Here is a 20,381-nt window from a genome sequence, read left to right as displayed (position 1 = left end):
TAAAATGGAAATCAAACAAAACATTTTAGATGCCGTAAACGAATGGCTCACACCAACATTTGACAAAACTACGCAAGAAGCAGTAATCGAAATGATGACGACTTCACCAAAAGATCTGGAAGAAAGTTTTTATAAAAATCTGGAATTCGGAACGGGTGGAATGCGCGGTGTAATGGGCGTTGGAAACAACAGAATCAACAAATACACCCTTGGAAAAAGCACACAAGGATTGTCGGATTATTTGAAAATTGCGTTTCCAAGCCAACCTTTGAAAGCGGTTATTGCTTTTGACTGTCGTCATAATAGTAAATCGTTGGCAAAAGTGGTTGCGGATGTTTTCTCTGCGAATGGAATCCAAGTGTATTTATTTACGGATTTACGCCCCACTCCAGAATTGTCTTTTGCCTTAAAATATTTAGGTTGCCAATGCGGAATTGTACTTACGGCTTCTCACAATCCCCCAGAATACAACGGATACAAAGTATATTGGGAAGATGGTGGACAAATTGTTCCTCCGCAAGATGGCGACATTATCAACACTATTGAAGCATTGAATTACAACCAAATCAAATTTGACGCTAACGAAGATTTGATTCAATATATAGATACTGAAATTGATCAAGCGTTCATCAAATCAACTATCGAAAATGCTAGTTTTGGAACTTCGCAAGAAGCGAAAGACAATTTGAATATTGTATTTACTTCTTTACACGGGACTTCGATTACTGTAGTTCCTGAAACTTTTGAGCAAGCGGGTTATAAAAACGTAAATATTGTTGAAGAACAAAGAGTTCCAAATGGCGATTTCCCAACCGTAAAATCTCCCAATCCCGAAGAGCCAGAAGCGTTGGCAATGGCATTGGCATTGGCAGACAAAACCAACTCGGATATAGTTATTGGAACAGATCCTGATTGCGACCGTTTGGGTGTTGCAGTTCGAAATAACGAAGGCAAAATGACGTTGTTGAACGGAAACCAAACGATGATTTTGATGACTGCCTTTTTATTGGAAGAATGGAAAAAAGCAGGTAAAATCAACGGAAAACAATTCGTGGGTTCGACTATCGTTTCTACTCCCATGATTATGGAATTAGCTTCGGCTTATGAAGTCGGGTTCAAAGTAGGTTTGACTGGTTTTAAATGGATTGCCAAAATGATTAAGGACTTTCCAGAATTGCAATTCATTGGTGGTGGCGAAGAAAGTTTTGGTTATATGGTAGGCGATGCCGTTCGGGATAAAGATGCCGTTGCTGCAACATTACTTATTTGCGAATTGGCGGCTCAAGCCAAAGCTAATGGTAGTACCACTTACAAAGAATTATTAAAACTATATGTAGCACACGGTTTTTACAAAGAACATTTGATCTCGCTTACCAAAAAAGGAATGGATGGTTTAGCCGAAATCAATCAAATGATGGTTTCAATGCGTGAAAATCCGGTGAAAGAAATCAGCGGACAAAGGGTAATTATGCTCGAAGATTACAAATCGTCTATCGCTAAAAATTTATTGACTGGCGAAGAAGAAACCATCGATATGCCAAAAGCTGATGTATTGATTTATTATACTGAAGATGGTTCTAAAATTTGTGCCAGACCAAGCGGAACCGAACCAAAAATCAAATTTTATATCAGCGTAAATACCGAATTGGATAGCGTAGAAAATTTTACGAAAGTGGAAGCAGTTTTAGACGATAAAATTAAAAATATTATTGCTGCAATGCAGTTGAGTTAATTCATAAAATGACCAAACCGGACACTAATGACGCACCAAAACTCTTAAATTCGATTATCGGTTTAATAGACCAAACACGTCATATTGTTGCCAAAACGGTCAATCAAGAACTGACTTTGTTGTATTGGAATATTGGAAAAACCATCAATGATGACATCCTAAAAAACGACAGAGCGGATTACGGGAAGAAGTTGATTCCAACTTTAAGTTTAGCTCTTACAGATAAATACGGAGTAGGTTTCAATAAAAGAAATCTACAAAGTTTTATTAAATTAAATACTGTTATAGAGGACATTACAATTTTGCACACAGTGTGTGCAAAATTGAGTTGGTCGCATATTCGAAATATCATTTACATAGCAAACCCCATAAAACGAGAGTTTTACATTCAAATGGCAGTTCACGAAAGATGGAGTGTACGAACTTTACAAGAACGAATTGACAGTATGCTTTTTGAAAGAACGGCAATTAGCAAAAAACCCGAAGAAACGATTGCCAATGAATTGAAAGTTTTAGAAATAGAAAAGAAAATAAGTCCCGATTTGGTTTTTCGAGATCCTTATTTTTTAGATTTTTTAGGCTTGCACGATAGTTACTCGGAGAAAGATTTAGAAAGTTCTATTTTGGCACAACTTCAATATTTTATTACCGAAATGGGAAGCGAATTTGCTTTTTTAGCCCGTCAAAAAAGGATAATTATTGACAATGAAGATTTTTATATCGATTTGCTTTTCTATCATCGAGGCCTAAAAAGTTTGGTTGCTATAGATTTAAAATTGGGAAAATTCAAAGCCAATTACAAAGATCAAATGGAGCTCTATCTTCGTTGGTTAGAGAAAAACGAACAAAAAGAAGGCGAAAACAACCCCATTGGTTTAATACTTTGTAGCGAAAAATCACCCGAACAAATTAATTATTTAATGCTTGATAATGACAAGCACATTAAAGTGGCAGAGTATTTAACACTATTGCCCGAAAAACAATTATTGCTAGAAAAACTGGAAAAAGCCATGGCAATAGCAACAAATACTAACAGAAAATAAATGGACAAAAACCTGATAAAATTAATTCCGTATACAAAACCATATCAATCACATATCGTTTGGAATGTGGTTTACAATATTTTGTATGCCTTGTTTAGCACAATCTCAATGTTAACCATTTTCCCGGTGCTTGAAGTCCTTTTTGGTAAAACAAAAAAGATTCTAAAAGAGCCCGTATACAAAGGAATAGGAACTATAAAGGAGTTTGGTTCTGATTTTTTTTATTACAAAATTGCAGCATTGACGAAGGAAAATAATATCCAAGTGGTCCTTTTGTTAGTTGTTTTAGTGGTAATTATTACTTTTTTATTCAAAAACTTATTCAACTACCTCGCATCACATCATATCATGCATCTCAAGAACGGAGTCTTACGAGATTTACGAAGATCAATGTATGATAAAATCGTAGAATTGCCTATTTCCTATTATTCCGAAAAAAGAAAAGGAGATATTATGGCCCGAATGCTGGGTGATGTTAACGAAGTCCAAAACTCCTTTTTCTCCATTTTAGAACTAGTTGTCAAAGAACCGTTAACCATTATTTTTGCCCTTGTTACCATGTTTTTTATCAGTTTGAAATTGACTTTATTTGTGTTGATTTTTATGCCTATTTCTGGTTATATTATTTCAAAAGTAGCCAAAAATTTAAGAGCAAAATCATTAGAAGCACAAAGAGAAAGCGGCTTTCTTATTTCGATAGTGGACGAAAGTTTAGGTGGTTTAAAGGTGATAAAAAGTTACAATGCCGAAACCAATTTCAAAGGAAAATTCAACAAATCAGTAACAAGATTATTAGATTTATCAAACAGTATTGGTCGGAAAAATAATTTAGCTACACCATTAAGTGAGTTTTTAGGAGTGACCACTATTGCGGTATTGCTTTTTTATGGAGGCAATCTGGTATTGGTTGACAAAACGTTGAATGGATCGGCATTTATAGTCTATTTAACATTGGCTTTTAACATCCTGACTCCCGCCAAAGCCATTTCAAAAGCATTGTATTCCGTAAAAAATGGATTAGCCGCAGCGGAACGAGTTTTTGAAGTTTTAGAAGTTGATAATACGATTACTTCAAAAGAAAATGCCATCGAAAAAAACACCTTTGAAACTGCAATTTCGCTTAAAAACATTAACTTCAAATACGAAGATGAAACGGTTCTAAAAGACTTTTCATTGGAGGTAAAAAAAGGACAAACAGTGGCACTCGTTGGGCAATCTGGAAGCGGAAAAAGTACGATTGCCAATTTATTGACTCGTTTTTATGATGTAAATGACGGTACAATTTCTATAGACGGTATCAATATAAAAGACCTGAATTTGCAATCGCTACGGGGATTGATGGGATTGGTAACTCAAGACAGTATCTTGTTCAATGATTCTATAAAAGGGAATGTTGCCATAGGAAAACTAGACGCAACGGATGACGAAATCATCCAAGCTTTGAAAATTGCTAATGCGTATGAATTTGCAAAGGAGTTACCAAACGGCATTCATACCAACATAGGCGATAGTGGGAACAAACTTTCAGGTGGACAAAAACAACGCTTGTCAATTGCTCGTGCCGTTTTGAAAAATCCTCCCATTATGATTTTGGACGAAGCCACATCGGCATTGGATACCGAGAGTGAAAAATTCGTACAAATTGCACTCGAAAACATGATGCAAAACCGGACTTCGATTGTGATTGCACACCGTCTTTCGACCATTCAAAAAGCGGATAAAATTGTGGTTATGCAAAAAGGAAAAATTGTTGAACAAGGAACACATGAGGAACTCATTGCGCTGAACGGAACCTATAATAAACTGGTAACGATGCAGAGTTTTGAATAAATTCTAAAATTAGAATTTTGTTTAATGCGAACTAAAATTTTGTATTTTTGAATAAAATGATTCTATATGAAAACTACTTTAGCAACACGAAAAATAAATTTGGTTCAAAATTTTCTAGCATTAGATAATCAAGAAACGATTGCTAAAGTAGAAGTTTTGCTCGATGCCGAAAAAGCACGTATTTACGAAGAATCTATTTCGAAACGAATAGCGCATCAAGAGCTAAATGAAATGTTAGACAAAGCCGAAGATGATTTTAAAAATGGAAAAGTTATAAGTGCAGCGCAATTGCTTGAAAAAATGAAAAGTTGGTAAAGGAAGTAGTTTGGTCTGAAATTGCCGAATTGCAAATTAAATTAATTTCAGAATTATACGAACTCCAATCGTCAAAACTTAAAGCAAAAAATTTAATTAAAGAAATTGTTACCTCTTCTATGGTCTTGAAAAAATTTCCAGAATTAGGAACCAAACAAGAAGTATATCCAGCCCGAAATTATTATTATCGGTACATCTTGACAGGGCATTACAAATTAATCTATTTTATATCCAATCAATCTATTGTAATTGCAACCGTTTTTGACACTCGACAAAATCCAGAAAAGCTCAACATTTTTTTAAATGAAAATTTTTAATTCCTGATTTTAACTTAAAAAATGTACCTCAACAACCCGAACATTAAATTGCCCGAAGATCCAGATACTATTGTTTGGAAATACTTGGATTTGTCCAAATTTCTAGATTTATTACTTTCGAAAAAATTGTTCATGTCCCGATCTGACAAATTTGAGGATCAATATGAAGGAACTTTTAGCGAACCCACTTATGAGGAAATCCGAAAACTTTCGATAGACAAACCTGATTTTTTAAAATATTACAAATCACATCGCGAGAAAGTCGCCATAAGCAGTTGGCACATCAATGAATATGAATCGTTTGCGATGTGGCAAATTTTCACTCAAAACAGTGAAGGTTTAGCCATTCAATCTACCATTGGAAGGTTGCAAAATGCTGTCGCAAAAGAAGAAAATTTCAAACAATATATTGGCGAGGTGAATTACATTGATTACAAAAAAGAATACATTCCATTTGACGATTTGTTTTTCCCTTTTTTGTACAAAAGAAAAAGCTTTCAGTACGAACGTGAAGTCCGAATTTTATCGGATGTGACAGAGAATAACATCAAAATCAATGAAGGTTTAAAAATAAACATCGATGTAAACCAGCTTATCGAGAAAATTTACATTCATCCCAAATCCGAAAACTGGTATAAAAATCTAGTAATTCAATTGGTTTCGAATCTTAATTTTGATATTCAAATAGAGAAATCGGACTTGGAGAGTGATATTTTGATATAAAACCAAAATTTATATGGGATTGTAACTCATCACATTCCAATCCGCAGTAGACAAATCTACATAATGGTATTGCACGACATCTTTCTTGTCAAATTGCCCGTTTTTATTGGTATCCTCGACGGTTCTAAAATACAATCTATTTGAAGATTCTATTAAATTCCAGTCGATTAACTCCTGAAAATCGGCCGAAATTTTGGTGAATTTCTCACCGCTTATTTTACTTAAATACAACGCTTTGATATCGCTCGCATCTAATTTTCCGTCTTTATTGGTATCCATATCAGCCATAGAATAGACCATAATTTGCTTCTTTATATTATCCGAAACTGATTTTAAATAGGTAGCTGTTTCTATCAAAACTGGTTTATCGGTCAATGCTTTTATCGAATCGGAACCTATTTTTTGGAATTTTAGATTTTGCAAATAGCCTGTAATCTCAAACTGGGAAACATTGGATATGGTAAAACTCAAATCATTCACACTCGAAGAACCATATTTGGTCTTGGTACCTTTATCAAAAACACTTAAATCGCCTACGGGATGAATCAGGTATTGTGTTCCCTCCATTTGAATAGGTAAATCAGCAATTTCTACTTGTGTAGAATCAATTTTCGAAATCACTTTGGCATTAGTAGCTGTATCGTAGCTCACTTTTGGCTTGGCTACATCCTCTTTGCAACTTGTCGCAAGCAAAACAAAAGTCGCTACTAAAACACTATATCTCTTTTTCATATTTCAAAAAGTATTAAAAATCAAATGTAATCATTTAAAAAAAGGGTTGGGTACAAAAAAAACAGTCAAACTCATTTCTCTTTACAACCTCGCATTTAGTTTTATATTAAAAACGCGTGTGGTCATATAATTAGGAATAGCGTATTGATTTTTGGAATACACATCACGAACCCAAGTATTAGTAATGGCATTTTGATTGTCAAATAGATTAAAAATTTCGACACCAATTGCTAATTCTTTAAAATCTTTGAACCAGCCCGATGCTATTTTTTTGGTATTTTTATCGATTAGCACTTTGGAGAATCCCACATCGGCACGACGGTAATCCTTGAGCCTGTTTTGATACAAATAAGGATCGGCATAGGACGGAGATCCACCTGGCAATCCGGTATTATAGACTAAATTCAAGTATAATTTTACACTCGGGATATTAGGCATATAATCCTGAAATAGCAATCCAAATTTCAATAATTGATCCGTTGGTCTTGCTATATAGCCTCTGTTGTTGCTGTTTTCTTCGGTTTTGAGGTAGCCAAAACTAAACCAAGATTCGGTACCCGGAACAAATTCACCGTTCAAACGAAAATCCAAACCTTGCGCATAGGCTTTGGCATTATTGGAAGCATCGTATCGAATTCTAACGTTATCAATTGTATATGTATTGACATTAGTCATGGATTTATAATACAATTCCGAGACTAGCTTGAAAGGGCGATTCCATAATTTGAAATTAAAATCATTGCCTAAAACAAGGTGTACGGATTGCTGTGCTTTTACATCGGGTTGTACCACTCCTGCGGCATCACGTAATTCCCTGTAAAATGGCGGCTGATGATACAATCCTCCCGAGAGTCGAAAAACCATGTCTTTTTGCCAGTTTGGTTTTATCGAAAATTGTGCTCTTGGACTAATGGTCATTTGAGATTTACTCGTTATATCCGCTCCAGAAACTTCCCAATTGTGCATTCTAATTCCCGCATTATACCATACTTCGCTACTTCCTAAAGTTCCTTTTCGGCTCCATTGTGCGTAGCCTGAAAACCGATTAATGGTATTATAATTTGTCGCTCGGGTATTTTGATACGGAACTAATGGCCCTGTGTAAGGCGTATAGGGCTGATCGTTTTTAGGCAAAATAACAACAGGAGGATTAATAGAAAATCCCGCTGAATCGATTACCTCCCACTCTACAATTCGATCTCTAATGGATTCTCTGGTGTATTTTACGCCCCATTCCACCTGATTTTCCTTCCAATCGTGGAATCCTTTGACTTCGGTATTTACAATCAAAGCGTCCAAATCATTGCGTGCATGATTCAATTGTGAACCAATTCCTCTCGAAAAAGCAACATCACCAAAAGTTTCAGAGCCTATATTGGTATCTACTTCCCCCAAACGGTATTGGGCAAAAATATCAAAATATTCTTGCTCCAAAGTGTGGTACAGCGACCCTATAAATTTTAAAGTAAAATTTTCGGTAGCTTTAAAAGTAGTTTTCAATGCTCCAAAATAAGTGTCGTATTTGTCCTTTTCCTGTCCTTCATAATAAATAGAAAGCGCCATAGGACTATCAATTGTACCAAAATTTGTTTGACGCGTCAACGGCTGGTATTGGTATTTATTTTGCGAAATATTCCCTAGAAAACTCCATTGCCATTTAGCCGAAGCTTGGTAGTTGATGTTCGTTTGAACATCGGCAAATGAGGGTGTATAATTGGATTGTGTTTCTTGGCTTTGCACCAGTAAACTGTTGTTGCGATAACGAACACCCGTTATGGCTGTCCATTTTTTATTTTGGGAAATGGCGTCAACAGCAACACTTCCGCCTAAAAAACTTGCCTCCATAGTTGCACCAAATTGCGTTGGCTTCCTGTAAGTAATGTCTAAAACTGATGATAGCTTATCTCCAAACTTGGCTTGAAAACCACCCGCCGAAAAATCGATATTCTGAATTAAATCAGTATTAGTAAAACTCAAACCTTCTTGCTGACCAGACCGAATAAGGAACGGGCGATAGACTTCGATTTCGTTGACATACACTAAATTTTCATCATAATTACCTCCTCGTACGGCGTATTGCGAACTTAATTCATTATTGGAATTTACGCCTGGTAAACTTTTCAAAATATTTTCTACACCAGGATTAGCTCCCGGAATTTTCCGAATCATTTCGGGCTCAATGCTTGTTATTCCCTGTACCCGCTTTCTGTTTTTGGAGGTTACAATAACTTCTCCCATTTGCTCTTCTTGGTTTTTCATGACTAGATTGAGCTCGTAATCTTCTTTGGGTTTTAAAGTAAGCGTTACTGTGATTTTTTTCAAAGAAATATGAGTAAAAACAACTGTCACCTTTTGATTAGACGGAACAACAATGGTATAATAGCCATTATCATTCGATTGTGTTGCACCGCCAGAAGCCGTTATGTTTACATTGGCCACAGGTTGTTGTTTCTCGTCCAGAATGATTCCTTTTATTTTGGCATTTTGACCAAAGGTTAGTGCTGTTGCCCAAAAGAAAACCAAAACTAGTATTATTTTATTTACGTTCAAGTGCATTATTATTTAAGTATTTGACTTCTAAAAAAATGAGTTTCAAAGATAGTTGAATTTCCTACGTTATCGACCACAACCACTTTTAAATCGTTGCCACCTTCAGAAACTTTTCCATCGTTAAAGTAATACGTTATTTTTTTAGTTTTATTATCATACTCCATTAAAATCCAATTTCCGTTTAGGTAGCCGTTATAGGATTTTATTCCTGACAAATCATCGGTAATGGTCAGCTCAAGTGTCTTTTGCTCCGTAATCCATTTCCCTTCAATAGGTTTTTTGATGGTGATTTTTGGTGCAATTGTATCCAGAACAAGCGCATATTTTGCTAATGTTTTTACTTTTGTAGTCCAAACATTATCTTTCAAATAGGTTGGATTATAGTTTATATTTTTGCCTTCCGCCCTTCCTATAAAACCTTTCGCTCGTTGTGCAGCAGTATAAATCGTGTCGGTAACGGTAATTGTAAAATTAGTATGTGCAGGAACGGTATCGTCATGAAGCAGCAACTGATTGTTTTTTACATCAAAATTAAGATCAAAATCGTCATAAAAAGTTCCTGCGGGAAAAAACACAGACCAATCCCCTTTGGCAAACATATTGTCTTTGCTTGCTTTGACAAAATAATCAGAAACGACAGTCTCTTTTTCAATAATCGTTGGCAATAAATCATATTCAATAGGAATAGCAATCACAGTTGTATTGCCAAAATAATCCGAAACTTCTATTCTATAAACACTCGTCAAGTTAGGCAACACCGTAATAATTCCGTTGTTTTGATCCGCTTTGATGATACTCAATCCAAAGGGCGTTTTCCAATACAATTTCTGGATTCGTTGTTGCGTTTTTTTATAAAAAGGATAATCAATGAGTGCATTTACATACCGCATTTCATCAAATGAATACATATTGAATTCATATCCAAAATTGGGCAAACCGTTATAAAAAGTCTGTACTTTGTAAATCCCATTTTTATTAAACGAAACATCATCATAATCATTAGCAATAATTCCGAAACCAATTTTACCATTTGCCCGAACCTTATCTGCCAAGTAGGTTCCGTCTTTTTGCAAGGAAATAGTAAGTGGTAGTTGTCGCATGGATTGATTTACCATTGTTTTGTCGTCCAATGGATACACGTAAACTGCGGAAACAATTGGTTTTTTGGAATCCACAATAGTTTTATCAAAACCAAAAAAAAGTGGATTTATAATTTTCTCGGATGGCGTATCCCGAATTTCAAAATGCAAATGTGGCCCTTCTGACGAACCTGTATTTCCAGAAAAAGCAATCACGTCACCTTTTTTAACCAGCAATTCATTTGGTTTCAAATACATTTCAATCTCAAAAGATTGATCGGCATAATGTGTTTTTTGGATGTACCCTTCAATCGCTCCAGCTGCTCTTTGCAAATGCCCATAGACCGAGGTAAACCCGTTTGGGTGGGTAATATAAATGGCTTTTCCGTTGCCAAAAGTCGATATTTTAATTCTAGAAACATAACCATCAGCCACCGCATAAACGTTTAAGCCTTCTTTTTGTGCAGTTTTAAAATCAAAACCAGCATGAAAATGATTGGGTCGTAATTCTCCAAAATTTCCTGACAATTGCAAGGGTATGTCTAGCGGTGAACCAAAATAATCCTTGGGATATTGGGTTTGGGCAATACAAAAATTGCAAAATACTAGTAGCGTTAGTAAAAATTTCATCCGAATCGTTTTGGCTAAGATAAATAAAAGTATCAGAAATAAATACAATAATAAAATTCAAAATTCAAAAGACTGACTCCCAGTTATTTATTTTTTTTAGCATAAAAAAGCAAATAAAATATTGGAATACTAAAAAGGAATACTAACTTTGTAAGATTAAGTAATGAATTGGACTAATAATGAGTGTAATTGCGGAAATAATTGATACTCTTGAAAATAAGGTTGAAAAACTTTTTTCTAAAATCAAAAATTTAGAAAAAAACAACCTTGAATTAAGAACAGAATTAAGTACAGCCGCACAAATCATACAAAAACAATCCCAAGAGATTGAAGCTGTAAAAGCACAGTATGAAACACTTAAAATTGCCAATACTTTGCTGGGCAGTGACGATAATAAAAGAGATACAAAGCTTAAAATAAATTCATTAATTCGTGAAATTGATTACTGTATAGCACAACTATCAGATTAATAAAAGATATGGACGAAAAGCTTAAAATAAAAATATCAATAGCTGACAGAGTCTATCCGTTAACGGTAGAATTGTCGCAAGAAGAAGGATTGCGAAGTGCTTCTAAAAAAATTGATGTGATGATTAAGCAGTTTGAAGAAAATTATGCCGTTCGTGATAAACAAGATGTATTGGCCATGTGTGCCTTGCAATTTGCCTCACAATCCGAACAAAAACAAATTGATAATGCCATAGATGGCAAAGAAACGATAGCGAGAATAAATAAATTAAACGCGCTTTTAGATCAATATCTCGATAATTAACGTTCTTACAATAGATTAAGATACTGCCTACATTAGTTCTTATTTGGTAAACTCAACACTAACATTTTAGAATGAGCGAATCATCACTACTAAAGCATGCCAAGCCTCGGCTAGGAAACTTGAACAGTGAGTTAGCTCAAAACTTGTCATTCCGAGTTTATACAATCCCACTAATGTAGGTTTTTTTATATATAAATTTTAACAAACATGGACAACATTATAACGATCTTTATTTCAGGAATCATTGGTATTGCAGGCGGTTTTGGTATCGCAAAAATTATAGAAAAAAGCAATATTTCGAATTTGATTAAAAATGCTAAAAAAGAAGCTGCTTCTATCTTAAAAGATGCCAATCTTGAAGGCGAAAACATTAAAAAAGATAAAATTCTTCAAGCAAAAGAAAAGTTTATCGAATTAAAATCAGAACACGAACAAGTAATTTTGGGTCGTGACAAAAAAGTAGCCGAAATTGAAAAAAGAGTTCGTGACAAAGAATCTCAAATTTCTAATGAATTATCCAAAGCCAAGAAAGTAAATGATGATTTTGAAGCCAAAACGTTAGAATACAACACCAAAATCGACACGCTAGACAAACGACAAGTTGAAGTAGATAAACTTCATAAAAGTCAGTTGCAACAATTGGAAGTAATTTCAGGTTTATCCGCAGAAGAAGCCAAAGATCAATTGGTAGAAGGCTTGAAAGCCGAAGCCAAAACCAAAGCTATGGCACACATTCAAGACACAATTGAAGAAGCTAAATTAACGGCACAACAAGAAGCCAAAAAGATAATTATCAACACCATTCAAAGAGTTGGAACAGAAGAAGCGGTAGAAAACTGCGTTTCTGTTTTCAATATCGAGTCTGATGATGTAAAAGGAAGAATTATAGGTCGTGAAGGTCGAAATATTAGAGCGCTAGAAGCTGCTACGGGCGTAGAAATCATTGTTGACGACACACCAGAAGCTATTATCCTTTCTTGTTTTGATCCCGTTCGTAGAGAAATTGCTCGTTTAGCATTGCATAAATTAGTAACTGATGGACGTATTCACCCCGCTAGAATCGAGGAAGTAGTTGCTAAAACAGCCAAACAAATTGATGACGAAATCATTGAAGTAGGAAAACGTACCGTAATTGATTTAGGTATTCATGGTTTGCATCCTGAATTGATAAAAGTAGTAGGACGCATGAAATACCGTTCTTCCTACGGACAAAATTTATTGCAACACTCGCGCGAAGTTTCTAAACTTTGCGGTATCATGGCAGCTGAACTAGGATTGAACGTGAAACTAGCCAAAAGAGCTGGATTACTTCACGATATAGGTAAAGTTCCAGATGCCGAAAGCGATTTGCCTCACGCCTTATTAGGAATGCAATGGGCTGAAAAATATGGCGAAAAAGAAGAAGTGTGTAACGCTATTGGAGCGCACCACGACGAGATAGAAATGAAATCTTTACTATCTCCAATTGTACAAGTTTGTGATGCTATATCAGGCGCAAGACCTGGTGCAAGACGTCAAGTTTTAGACTCTTACATCCAGCGATTAAAAGACCTTGAGGAAGTAGCTTACGGATTTAACGGTGTAAAAAATGCGTATGCAATTCAAGCCGGTAGAGAACTTCGTGTTATTGTAGAAAGCGAAAAAGTTTCGGATGATAATGCGGCAACGCTTTCCTTTGAAATCTCTCAAAAAATACAAACTGAAATGACCTATCCTGGTCAAGTAAAAGTAACCGTAATTAGAGAAACTAGAGCGGTGAATATTGCTAAATAAACACCTCTCACCTATTTATAAAAAAATCCTGAAATAGTATTTCAGGATTTTTTTTTGAACTTAAGACGCTTAATTAAGAAGCAGTACTACTTTTTGAGGTTCTACAAATAGTCGCTTGCAACACCGAGGCTATCATTATAGTCAAGACCGCTCCAATAAAATTAAGCCACAAATAACCTAATTTTTCTTCGCCACTTGGATAGATATAAATGGCGTAATAGTATATGATAAAAATAGTAATTTGACTGATAATAGCACTATAAAAAATAGCTTTGGCATGAACAAATTTGATATAAAATCCCACCAAGAAAATGCCTAATACCGTACCATAAAACACGGATCCGATGATATTTACTAGCTGGATTAAATTTTCAAACAGAGTGCCAATACACGCAAAAAGGATAGCGATAATCCCCCATAAAAGGGTAAAAAATTTGGTAGCATTGAGGTAATGTTTTTCGGATTTTTCTTCTTTTAGGTTGCGTTTGTAAATATCGATTGCAGTTGTAGATGCCAATGCATTCAATCCCGATGCTGTAGATGACATCGCTGCCGAGATAATTACGGCCAATAATAAACCAATGAGTCCTTTGGGCAAATAATTCAAAATAAAATGGAAAAACACATAATCTTTGTCGTTGGTCTCGCTATTGCTGTCTGCTTTTGAGATGATTTCTTTGGCACGGTCACGCAAATCTTTTTCCTTATTGGATAAGGCCACCAATTCTTTTCGCAAGGTTGGGTTGTCATAATCCTGATTCAATTGATCAATGTACAAAAGGTTGATTACTTTTTTATCCTCGGAAAGGGCATCCAGTTTTTTTTCTAAAACATGGTATTCGTCCTTGTAAATCGATTTTTCGATGATAATTTTATTGTTTGGATTAAAGTTCAGTGGAACAGGATTGAACTGAAAAAAAACAAAAACCATCACACCAGTAAGCAGAATAAAAAATTGCATGGGCACTTTCAAAAGTCCGTTCATGATAAGACCCATTTGGCTTTCACGAACTGATTTCCCTGATAAATAGCGTCCTACTTGCGATTGATCGGTACCAAAATACGCCAATGCCAGAAAAAAACCACCCGTAATACCACTCCAAAAAGTGTATTTTTCTTCGGGGTCGAAAGAGAAATTTACAATGTTCATTTTGTCATTTGCCCCAGCAATATGCATCGCATTTGTAAAAGTCATGTCGTTAGGAAGGTAATGCAAAATCAAGAAAAAAGTAATAAACATCCCCAGCATAATGACAAACATTTGTTGTTTTTGAGTCACATTTACTGCTTTTGTCCCTCCCGAAAATGTGTAAATGATAACTAAAATCCCAATTATAATATTCATATACGTAAGGTTCCATCCCAACAACGCCGATAAAATAATGGCTGGCGCATAAATGGTAAGTCCCGTTCCTAAACCTCGTTGTACCAAAAAAAGGATAGCTGCCAGCGAACGTGTTTTTAAATCGAAGCGTTTTTCGAGATATTCATAAGCCGTAAACACTTTATATTTATGGTAAATGGGAATAAAAGTGACACAAATAAGTATCATAGCAATGGGCAAACCAAAATAGAATTGCACAAAACCCATTCCGTCGTGGTACGCCTGTCCGGGTGTAGACAGGAAGGTGATGGCACTTGCTTGCGTCGCCATGACTGACAAACCCACGGTATACCAGGGCGTCTCGTTGCTGCCGAGAATAAAGTCTTCTACGTTTTTGCTGCCTTTGGTTTTCCAAGCCCCATAAATCACAATGAATAATAAGGTTACGATCAAGATAATCCAATCAAATAATTGCATAGTTTACGAGTATAATTTCATGATTAGAAAAAAAATAAGGATATAAATAACATTCATTGCCAGTACCCAACTGTACTCTTTTTTCCAAGTTTTTGTTTTTTTATTTTCCATTTTAGGATAGGTTAGTGAGTGGTTTTTTGGACGGTTTCTTGCGTAGCATTTTTTAAGGAAATCATATTGGATAGCAATCTAAAAGCCCCCGAAACACCTTCTGGTAATTCTCTAAAAAAGCTTAAACCTGTATACACATAAAATCCTTTTCCGTATGGAGCCACTAATAAAGCCCCATTTTTGGGTGTTTCGCCTTTGTCATTTGCAGTTAAAATTGGAGTAAAAGCTTTGTCAAATTCATTGGGGTAATACAATCCTTGCTCTTGTTTCCAGCCTGTAAAATCCTTTTCCGTAATGGTATTGGGAATATTGAGAACGGGATGATTGGGGGCCAAAAATCGAACTGGAGTATTTTCCTCGGTAACGCGATCTTTTGAAATTTTCATCGGGTATGGTGCTATGTTTTGGGTAATCAATTCGTCTGGATTATTGTATTGTACAATCATGGTTTTGCCTTCTTTGACAAAATCAAAAAGAATAGTTTGTTTTTTGGCAAGGAATTCCATGGTGTTGTAGGCTCTAATTCCAGTTATAATGACATCAAAAACGGCTAATTTTTCGGGCGTGATATCCTCGGGTTTGAGGAGTGTAACGCTATAGCCCATTTGGATTAAGCTTTTGGGAACTTCATCGCCAGCTCCCATAATATAACCTATTTTTTCGGAATTGGTTTTTAAATCAATTTTGATACATTTTGCTTCTGCTGATTTCAAAACCTGCTGCTTGGTAATGTGATTGTAATCGATACTTATTTTTTCTTTATCGAATTGTTTATAATCGATTGTGACGCTACTTTTGGCAGTTGCTTCGGAGGCTTCCTTTGGTGGGGTGACATCAAAATAGAACAGCTGTTCGCTTCCTTTTTTTTCTAAAGTAAATGGAAATGACTGGGGTGAAACAATCCAATTTTCAGGTAATTCGAGTTGTACCCTTCCTGTAATTGCGTCTTTCCCAGCAATTACTTTTACGGGAATAGTTTTGGTTTTTTCCTCTTTAAATAAAAATACTTTGTCCTGAATTGCAGTGGTCACCTCGGGAACAATATCCAAGTAATTGTAGACTTCGCCTTTTACGCCATCATTGTATTTGTAGACCACATTTTGTTCAAAATCAAGTTCGGTTCCATTTATCAAAACCGTAAAAATCACTTTTGCTTCCCTTATAATATCTGGAATCCCTCTATTTTTTTGATCCTTTACGATATACATTCCTACAGTTCCTTTTTCGGCAAGCCAATAGGGTTGTGTGTAGTTTATGGTTGTTGGCAATAGCATATCAAAACCGATTTTTGGGGCACTATTATTTTTCAACATTAGGTTTTGTGGTACAATTTGACGATTAGGAAGTGCCGTTAAACGTACCAATTGCATCGGAACATCGCTCCTATTTATAGCTTCGATTTTGATTTTTATGGTACTGCCGGGAGTGGCTTCTTGGTTTTGAGCCACGGCTTCTAGATACAAACCAGCACAGGCAGCAATGATGTTTTTTATGGCTTCGGATTTTAAAATTGTCCAATGATTTGTGCCTAAAGCTTGCATCTTGTTGTAGGCTTTTATCAAATTTGGAATACTGGCTGCAGGATTTTTGAAATCATATTGAGAGGTGATTTTGGATAGTAATTCGCCAATGGGTTTACCGCCTGCTACACGATTCCAAGTGGTGTCAATTCCTTCAAAAATTGAGGTTTTATCCTTGACTAAATCTCCATTTATGAGGTCTAAATATTCAACATCTTCGCCACGAACACCCGTGCTACCAAAACCTTGTGATTGATGACGACTGCGACTCAAAGCTGCAATTTCTTGGTTTGATTTGCCAATAGAGGGAAAGTAAACTCCGTTTTGAATGGCCAACAAATTGGTTTTATCAGCCGCATCAAATTTAGCTTGACTGCCATAAAACCACCAAGAAGTATTAAAAAATTGTCGTTTGGCTTGCCACGGTTGAACCCATTGCAATTGTTCTGGGAAAATAGTGGGGTCATTGGCCATTGTAAAACTGGCCACACTCAACAGCGCCGATGCGGTATGATGTCCATGTGTTGTGCCTGGCGAACGGTGGTCAAACCGATTGATAATGACATCGGGTTGGAATTTTCGGATGGCCCAAACCACATCAGAAAGCACTTTTTCTTTATCCCAAATTTGCAGTGTTTCGTCGGGATTTTTTGAATATCCAAAATCATTGGCACGAGAAAAAAATTGTTCTCCGCCATCAATTTTCCGAGCTTCAATGAGTTCTTGCGTGCGAATCACTCCCAGTAATTCTCGCAATTCGGCACCAATTAAGTTTTGACCGCCGTCGCCACGAGTTAAGGACAAATAACCCGTGCGCGCTTTGGTATGGTTGGATAAATAGGATATTAAGCGTGTGTTTTCATCATCAGGATGCGCTGCTATGTAGAGCACGGAACCCAAAAAGTTGAGTTTTTGAATTTGGTCATAAATAGCAACTGCATCGGGTTTTTGTGGTTGTTGTGCACATACTATTTGTAAGCTACAAAAAAGAATTAAAAAAAAGTAACCTTGAATTTTTTGCATTGCGTAGGGTTTAGTTTGGTCTTTGCTTCAAAAATACTAATAAAACAATTGGGTTTTTAGCCGTCATTCAAAACATTATGTTAATGTTTGTTTTAAATAAAAGGCAATCGAAGAATTACTATTTTGAATGGGTTAAAAAAGTATCTTTTGAGAAAAAAATATCCTAAAAAAAACGATACTACAGCACTAAAAAACCAAGTGTACACTCTTTTTTGATTCAGAAAAGTATTCAAAACGACTCCTTTTTTATTCAAAATGATGCGTTTTTCTTAAGATTGTATTAATTTCATGGAATAAACAGTTACAAATTGTGGTTATACCAATATTAATTTTAGTTTTGGGGGCAAAATAGGATTACAACAGCCATTTAACACCGTTCTATGAAGCAAGAAATAAAATATATCGAAGATGTTTTAAGCCATGGTTTTGAACAAACAACGATAAACCAGCCCAATGATTATGAGGGCAAAGTAATCACAACTGTAATCCGAAAACGCACTACAATACCCAGCACAAAAGCCGTTTTATACGTACATGGTTTTAATGATTATTTTTTTCAGGAGGAAATGGCTGCTGAATTTATTCAAAAAGGGTTTCATTTTTATGCGGTTGATTTAAGAAAATATGGTCGTTCGATATTGCCGAATCAAAGACAAAACAACACACGGAATCTTGCGGAATATTACACAGATTTAGATGACGCATTGCTTCTTATGAAACAAGAAGGAAATGAGAAAATCTTGCTTTACGGTCATTCAACAGGAGGATTGATTGCCAGTTTATATGCTGCGGAACGCATTGAATATGAACTTTTTGATGCTGTTTTTTGTAATAGTCCATTTTATGATATGAATCTACCCGAGATTCAAAAGAAAACGCTAATCCCGATTGTTGCTTTATTGGGTAAAATCATTCCAAATCTTCCAATTCCCGTTGGCTTTTCGGCATTGTATGGCGAAAGTTTGCATCAAAACGATCATGGCGAATGGGATTATAATTTGAATTGGAAACCTCATTTGATTGGTACTTTGAATGCAGGTTGGATAGCAGCCATTCACAAAGGGCATCTTAAAATAAGAGCTGGAATTACAGTAGGCGTTCCTATTTTGATTTTACATTCGGAGCAATCCCTTTATCCTAAACAATGGAGTGAATCACTATTTGAAGGCGATGCTATTTTGAATGTAACAGCTATTGCGCATAAAGCGTCATTAATACAAGCACCCAAAAAGGAGATTTTGGCTATACGTGGCGCCATTCACGACCTAGTTTTGTCCAAAAAAGCGGTACGAAAAACCGTTTTTGAAACATTGTTTGGTTGGTTGAACGCTAATTTTTAAAAGCTAAATTGGTATATAAAAAAAATGAGGCTGTACATAAAATACAGCCTCATTTTTTTAGGAAAGCAAGTTCTAGAAATTAGTGCTTCCCGTGACCATTTCCTTTGTTACCATGATTTCCATTGTCATGATTTCCATTGTTGTTATGTTCGTTCCCACGGTTGCCGTTGCCGTGTTCAAAATTTCCTCTATTCTCGTTTCTTCTATTTTCTTTTGAATAGTTTTTGCCATATACTTTTTGAGGATTTCCTTTGTAACCCCTATAATAAGTAACTTTGTGCTGGTTGAAATTCGCATACGGACTGCGACCATGGTAATCGTTTAAGACCACTTTATATCCATGATACAAATCGTAATTGCTATATTTTTTGGGCAAACGAGCAGAACGAATCCATCTTCCGTTTCCAAAATAAATAAATTGTGACTCCCTAATATCATAATACGCTTCAACATCAGGTAGGTAGTAATAGTCTACAGATGAATATCCTACTGGCCCCCAAGCTGGTGGAGTTCCAAAATTAACACTAACCGAAATTTGCGAGTGCATAGCCGTTGTTACCAAAAGGATTGTACCTACTACAATAAGTTTTACTATTTTCATTTTTGTTTTTATTCGTTATTTTTTTGCAATTTGCTTTACTACTATTTTATTAGCCAGCAACTGCCTGTTTTATTACAAGATAAGAATCAGCAAAAGGATTACAATGATAATCGCACCTACTGAAAGATACACGCCGTTACCGCTTGATTTTAAGTTTGCTTTAATGGTGCGTACTTCCTTACGAAGTTCTTTTTTTTCAGTCGAACTCAAATTGGATTTGTCCATGTCTTTGATTTCGTTCAAGCGATTCAGCATTACTTTTACGTTTTCGGGCATCTCTTTTGGTGTGGTTGCAATAGCAGTTGGATTTTTTTCAGCTGCATACAATGAACTAGGAAAAGCATTTAAGGATAAAACGATTACCATTAAATAGAAAGTCAATTTTTTCATTTTATTTGTATTTTGGTTTAACATTATTGTCAGGGTAAAGGTCAATAACATTCCAAAACAATTTGTTGTACGATTATTGTCAATTGTTGTAAAATTCAC

At 35.6% G+C, this 20,381-nt stretch carries 17 protein-coding genes; 10 read left to right on the top strand and 7 right to left on the bottom strand.

Features of this window, described 5'->3' with window-relative positions:
* Positions 1-4 precede the first annotated feature (4 nt).
* From FNW21_RS08575 to FNW21_RS08550, 6 genes are all read left to right on the top strand, one after another.
* On the top strand, positions 5-1,732 hold the full coding sequence (locus FNW21_RS08575; protein WP_144256325.1) for a phospho-sugar mutase: 1,728 nt from the start codon (positions 5-7) through the stop codon (positions 1,730-1,732).
* Positions 1,733-1,740: 8 nt separating this feature from the next.
* Complete coding sequence (locus tag FNW21_RS08570) at positions 1,741-2,775, top strand: PDDEXK nuclease domain-containing protein (RefSeq protein WP_144256324.1); 1,035 nt, start codon at positions 1,741-1,743, stop codon at positions 2,773-2,775.
* Positions 2,776-4,605, top strand: coding sequence for an ABC transporter ATP-binding protein (locus FNW21_RS08565; protein WP_144256323.1), 1,830 nt, complete (start codon positions 2,776-2,778; stop codon positions 4,603-4,605).
* A gap of 66 nt (positions 4,606-4,671) precedes the next feature.
* Positions 4,672-4,920 carry a hypothetical protein gene (locus FNW21_RS08560; protein ID WP_144256322.1) on the top strand — a complete coding sequence of 83 codons (249 nt, stop codon included), beginning with the start codon at positions 4,672-4,674 and terminating at the stop codon, positions 4,918-4,920.
* Complete coding sequence (locus FNW21_RS08555; RefSeq protein ID WP_144256321.1) at positions 4,914-5,237, top strand: type II toxin-antitoxin system RelE/ParE family toxin; 324 nt, start codon at positions 4,914-4,916, stop codon at positions 5,235-5,237. Before FNW21_RS08560 ends, FNW21_RS08555 begins: the two co-directional genes overlap by 7 nt.
* 21 nt (positions 5,238-5,258) lie before the next feature.
* On the top strand, positions 5,259-5,960 hold the full coding sequence (locus FNW21_RS08550; protein WP_144256320.1) for a hypothetical protein: 702 nt from the start codon (positions 5,259-5,261) through the stop codon (positions 5,958-5,960).
* Positions 5,961-5,969: 9 nt separating this feature from the next.
* On the opposite strand, the gene FNW21_RS08545 is transcribed toward FNW21_RS08550, so the two are convergent.
* From FNW21_RS08545 to FNW21_RS08535, 3 genes are all read right to left on the bottom strand, one after another.
* Entirely contained in the window at positions 5,970-6,692 is a 723-nt protein-coding gene (locus FNW21_RS08545) for a hypothetical protein (protein WP_144256319.1), read from the bottom strand.
* 81 nt (positions 6,693-6,773) lie between these two features.
* Positions 6,774-9,248, bottom strand: a complete 2,475-nt coding sequence (locus FNW21_RS08540) for a TonB-dependent receptor (protein ID WP_144256318.1) — start codon at positions 9,246-9,248, stop codon at positions 6,774-6,776.
* 2 nt (positions 9,249-9,250) lie between these two features.
* On the bottom strand, positions 9,251-10,951 hold the full coding sequence (locus FNW21_RS08535; RefSeq protein WP_144256317.1) for a M23 family metallopeptidase: 1,701 nt from the start codon (positions 10,949-10,951) through the stop codon (positions 9,251-9,253).
* Between the two features lie 179 nt (positions 10,952-11,130).
* Here FNW21_RS08535 and FNW21_RS08530 point away from each other — a divergent pair, with 179 nt between their 5' ends.
* From FNW21_RS08530 to rny, 3 genes are all read left to right on the top strand, one after another.
* Positions 11,131-11,421: a hypothetical protein gene (locus FNW21_RS08530; protein ID WP_144256316.1), complete on the top strand. Its 291-nt coding sequence runs from the start codon at positions 11,131-11,133 to the stop codon at positions 11,419-11,421.
* A gap of 8 nt (positions 11,422-11,429) precedes the next feature.
* Positions 11,430-11,723: a cell division protein ZapA gene (locus FNW21_RS08525; protein WP_144256315.1), complete on the top strand. Its 294-nt coding sequence runs from the start codon at positions 11,430-11,432 to the stop codon at positions 11,721-11,723.
* 207 nt (positions 11,724-11,930) lie between these two features.
* Positions 11,931-13,496, top strand: a complete 1,566-nt coding sequence (rny, locus tag FNW21_RS08520) for a ribonuclease Y (RefSeq protein ID WP_144256314.1) — start codon at positions 11,931-11,933, stop codon at positions 13,494-13,496.
* Positions 13,497-13,569: 73 nt separating this feature from the next.
* Here the strand turns inward: rny and FNW21_RS08515 are convergent, their stop codons facing one another.
* Together FNW21_RS08515 and FNW21_RS08510 are read right to left on the bottom strand one after the other, a co-directional pair.
* On the bottom strand, positions 13,570-15,297 hold the full coding sequence (locus FNW21_RS08515; RefSeq protein WP_144256313.1) for a sodium:solute symporter: 1,728 nt from the start codon (positions 15,295-15,297) through the stop codon (positions 13,570-13,572).
* A gap of 122 nt (positions 15,298-15,419) precedes the next feature.
* The gene (locus FNW21_RS08510) at positions 15,420-17,951 is read right to left on the bottom strand and encodes a PIG-L family deacetylase (RefSeq protein ID WP_144256312.1); all 2,532 of its coding nucleotides are present in this window, start codon (positions 17,949-17,951) and stop codon (positions 15,420-15,422) included.
* A 380-nt stretch (positions 17,952-18,331) separates the two neighbouring features.
* Between FNW21_RS08510 and FNW21_RS08505 the strand changes: the two genes are divergently transcribed.
* The gene (locus FNW21_RS08505; RefSeq protein WP_144256311.1) at positions 18,332-19,291 is read left to right on the top strand and encodes an alpha/beta hydrolase; all 960 of its coding nucleotides are present in this window, start codon (positions 18,332-18,334) and stop codon (positions 19,289-19,291) included.
* Positions 19,292-19,370: 79 nt separating this feature from the next.
* Here FNW21_RS08505 and FNW21_RS08500 read toward each other — a convergent pair whose 3' ends face one another.
* Positions 19,371-19,892, bottom strand: a complete 522-nt coding sequence (locus FNW21_RS08500; RefSeq protein WP_144256310.1) for a hypothetical protein — start codon at positions 19,890-19,892, stop codon at positions 19,371-19,373.
* A gap of 72 nt (positions 19,893-19,964) precedes the next feature.
* On the bottom strand, positions 19,965-20,282 hold the full coding sequence (locus tag FNW21_RS08495; RefSeq protein WP_144256309.1) for a hypothetical protein: 318 nt from the start codon (positions 20,280-20,282) through the stop codon (positions 19,965-19,967).
* Positions 20,283-20,381 lie beyond the last annotated feature (99 nt).

It is taken from the genome of Flavobacterium restrictum (assembly GCF_007097245.1).
GTDB classification, from domain to species: domain Bacteria; phylum Bacteroidota; class Bacteroidia; order Flavobacteriales; family Flavobacteriaceae; genus Flavobacterium; species Flavobacterium restrictum.
This window is presented reverse-complemented; position numbering and strand designations above follow the sequence as displayed.

Excerpts from the sequence above, each read along its gene's own strand:
- FNW21_RS08575 (WP_144256325.1), top strand. The coding sequence starts at position 5 with ATGGAAATCAAACAAAACATTTTAGATGCCGTAAACGAATGGCTCACA.
- FNW21_RS08570 (WP_144256324.1), top strand. The coding sequence starts at position 1,741 with ATGACCAAACCGGACACTAATGACGCACCAAAACTCTTAAATTCGATT.
- FNW21_RS08565 (WP_144256323.1), top strand. The coding sequence starts at position 2,776 with ATGGACAAAAACCTGATAAAATTAATTCCGTATACAAAACCATATCAA.
- FNW21_RS08560 (WP_144256322.1), top strand. The coding sequence starts at position 4,672 with ATGAAAACTACTTTAGCAACACGAAAAATAAATTTGGTTCAAAATTTT.
- FNW21_RS08550 (WP_144256320.1), top strand. The coding sequence starts at position 5,259 with ATGTACCTCAACAACCCGAACATTAAATTGCCCGAAGATCCAGATACT.
- FNW21_RS08545 (WP_144256319.1), bottom strand. The coding sequence starts at position 6,692 with ATGAAAAAGAGATATAGTGTTTTAGTAGCGACTTTTGTTTTGCTTGCG.
- FNW21_RS08540 (WP_144256318.1), bottom strand. The coding sequence starts at position 9,248 with ATGCACTTGAACGTAAATAAAATAATACTAGTTTTGGTTTTCTTTTGG.
- FNW21_RS08535 (WP_144256317.1), bottom strand. The coding sequence starts at position 10,951 with ATGAAATTTTTACTAACGCTACTAGTATTTTGCAATTTTTGTATTGCC.
- FNW21_RS08530 (WP_144256316.1), top strand. The coding sequence starts at position 11,131 with ATGAGTGTAATTGCGGAAATAATTGATACTCTTGAAAATAAGGTTGAA.
- FNW21_RS08525 (WP_144256315.1), top strand. The coding sequence starts at position 11,430 with ATGGACGAAAAGCTTAAAATAAAAATATCAATAGCTGACAGAGTCTAT.
- rny (WP_144256314.1), top strand. The coding sequence starts at position 11,931 with ATGGACAACATTATAACGATCTTTATTTCAGGAATCATTGGTATTGCA.
- FNW21_RS08515 (WP_144256313.1), bottom strand. The coding sequence starts at position 15,297 with ATGCAATTATTTGATTGGATTATCTTGATCGTAACCTTATTATTCATT.
- FNW21_RS08510 (WP_144256312.1), bottom strand. The coding sequence starts at position 17,951 with ATGCAAAAAATTCAAGGTTACTTTTTTTTAATTCTTTTTTGTAGCTTA.
- FNW21_RS08505 (WP_144256311.1), top strand. The coding sequence starts at position 18,332 with ATGAAGCAAGAAATAAAATATATCGAAGATGTTTTAAGCCATGGTTTT.
- FNW21_RS08500 (WP_144256310.1), bottom strand. The coding sequence starts at position 19,892 with ATGAAAATAGTAAAACTTATTGTAGTAGGTACAATCCTTTTGGTAACA.
- FNW21_RS08495 (WP_144256309.1), bottom strand. The coding sequence starts at position 20,282 with ATGAAAAAATTGACTTTCTATTTAATGGTAATCGTTTTATCCTTAAAT.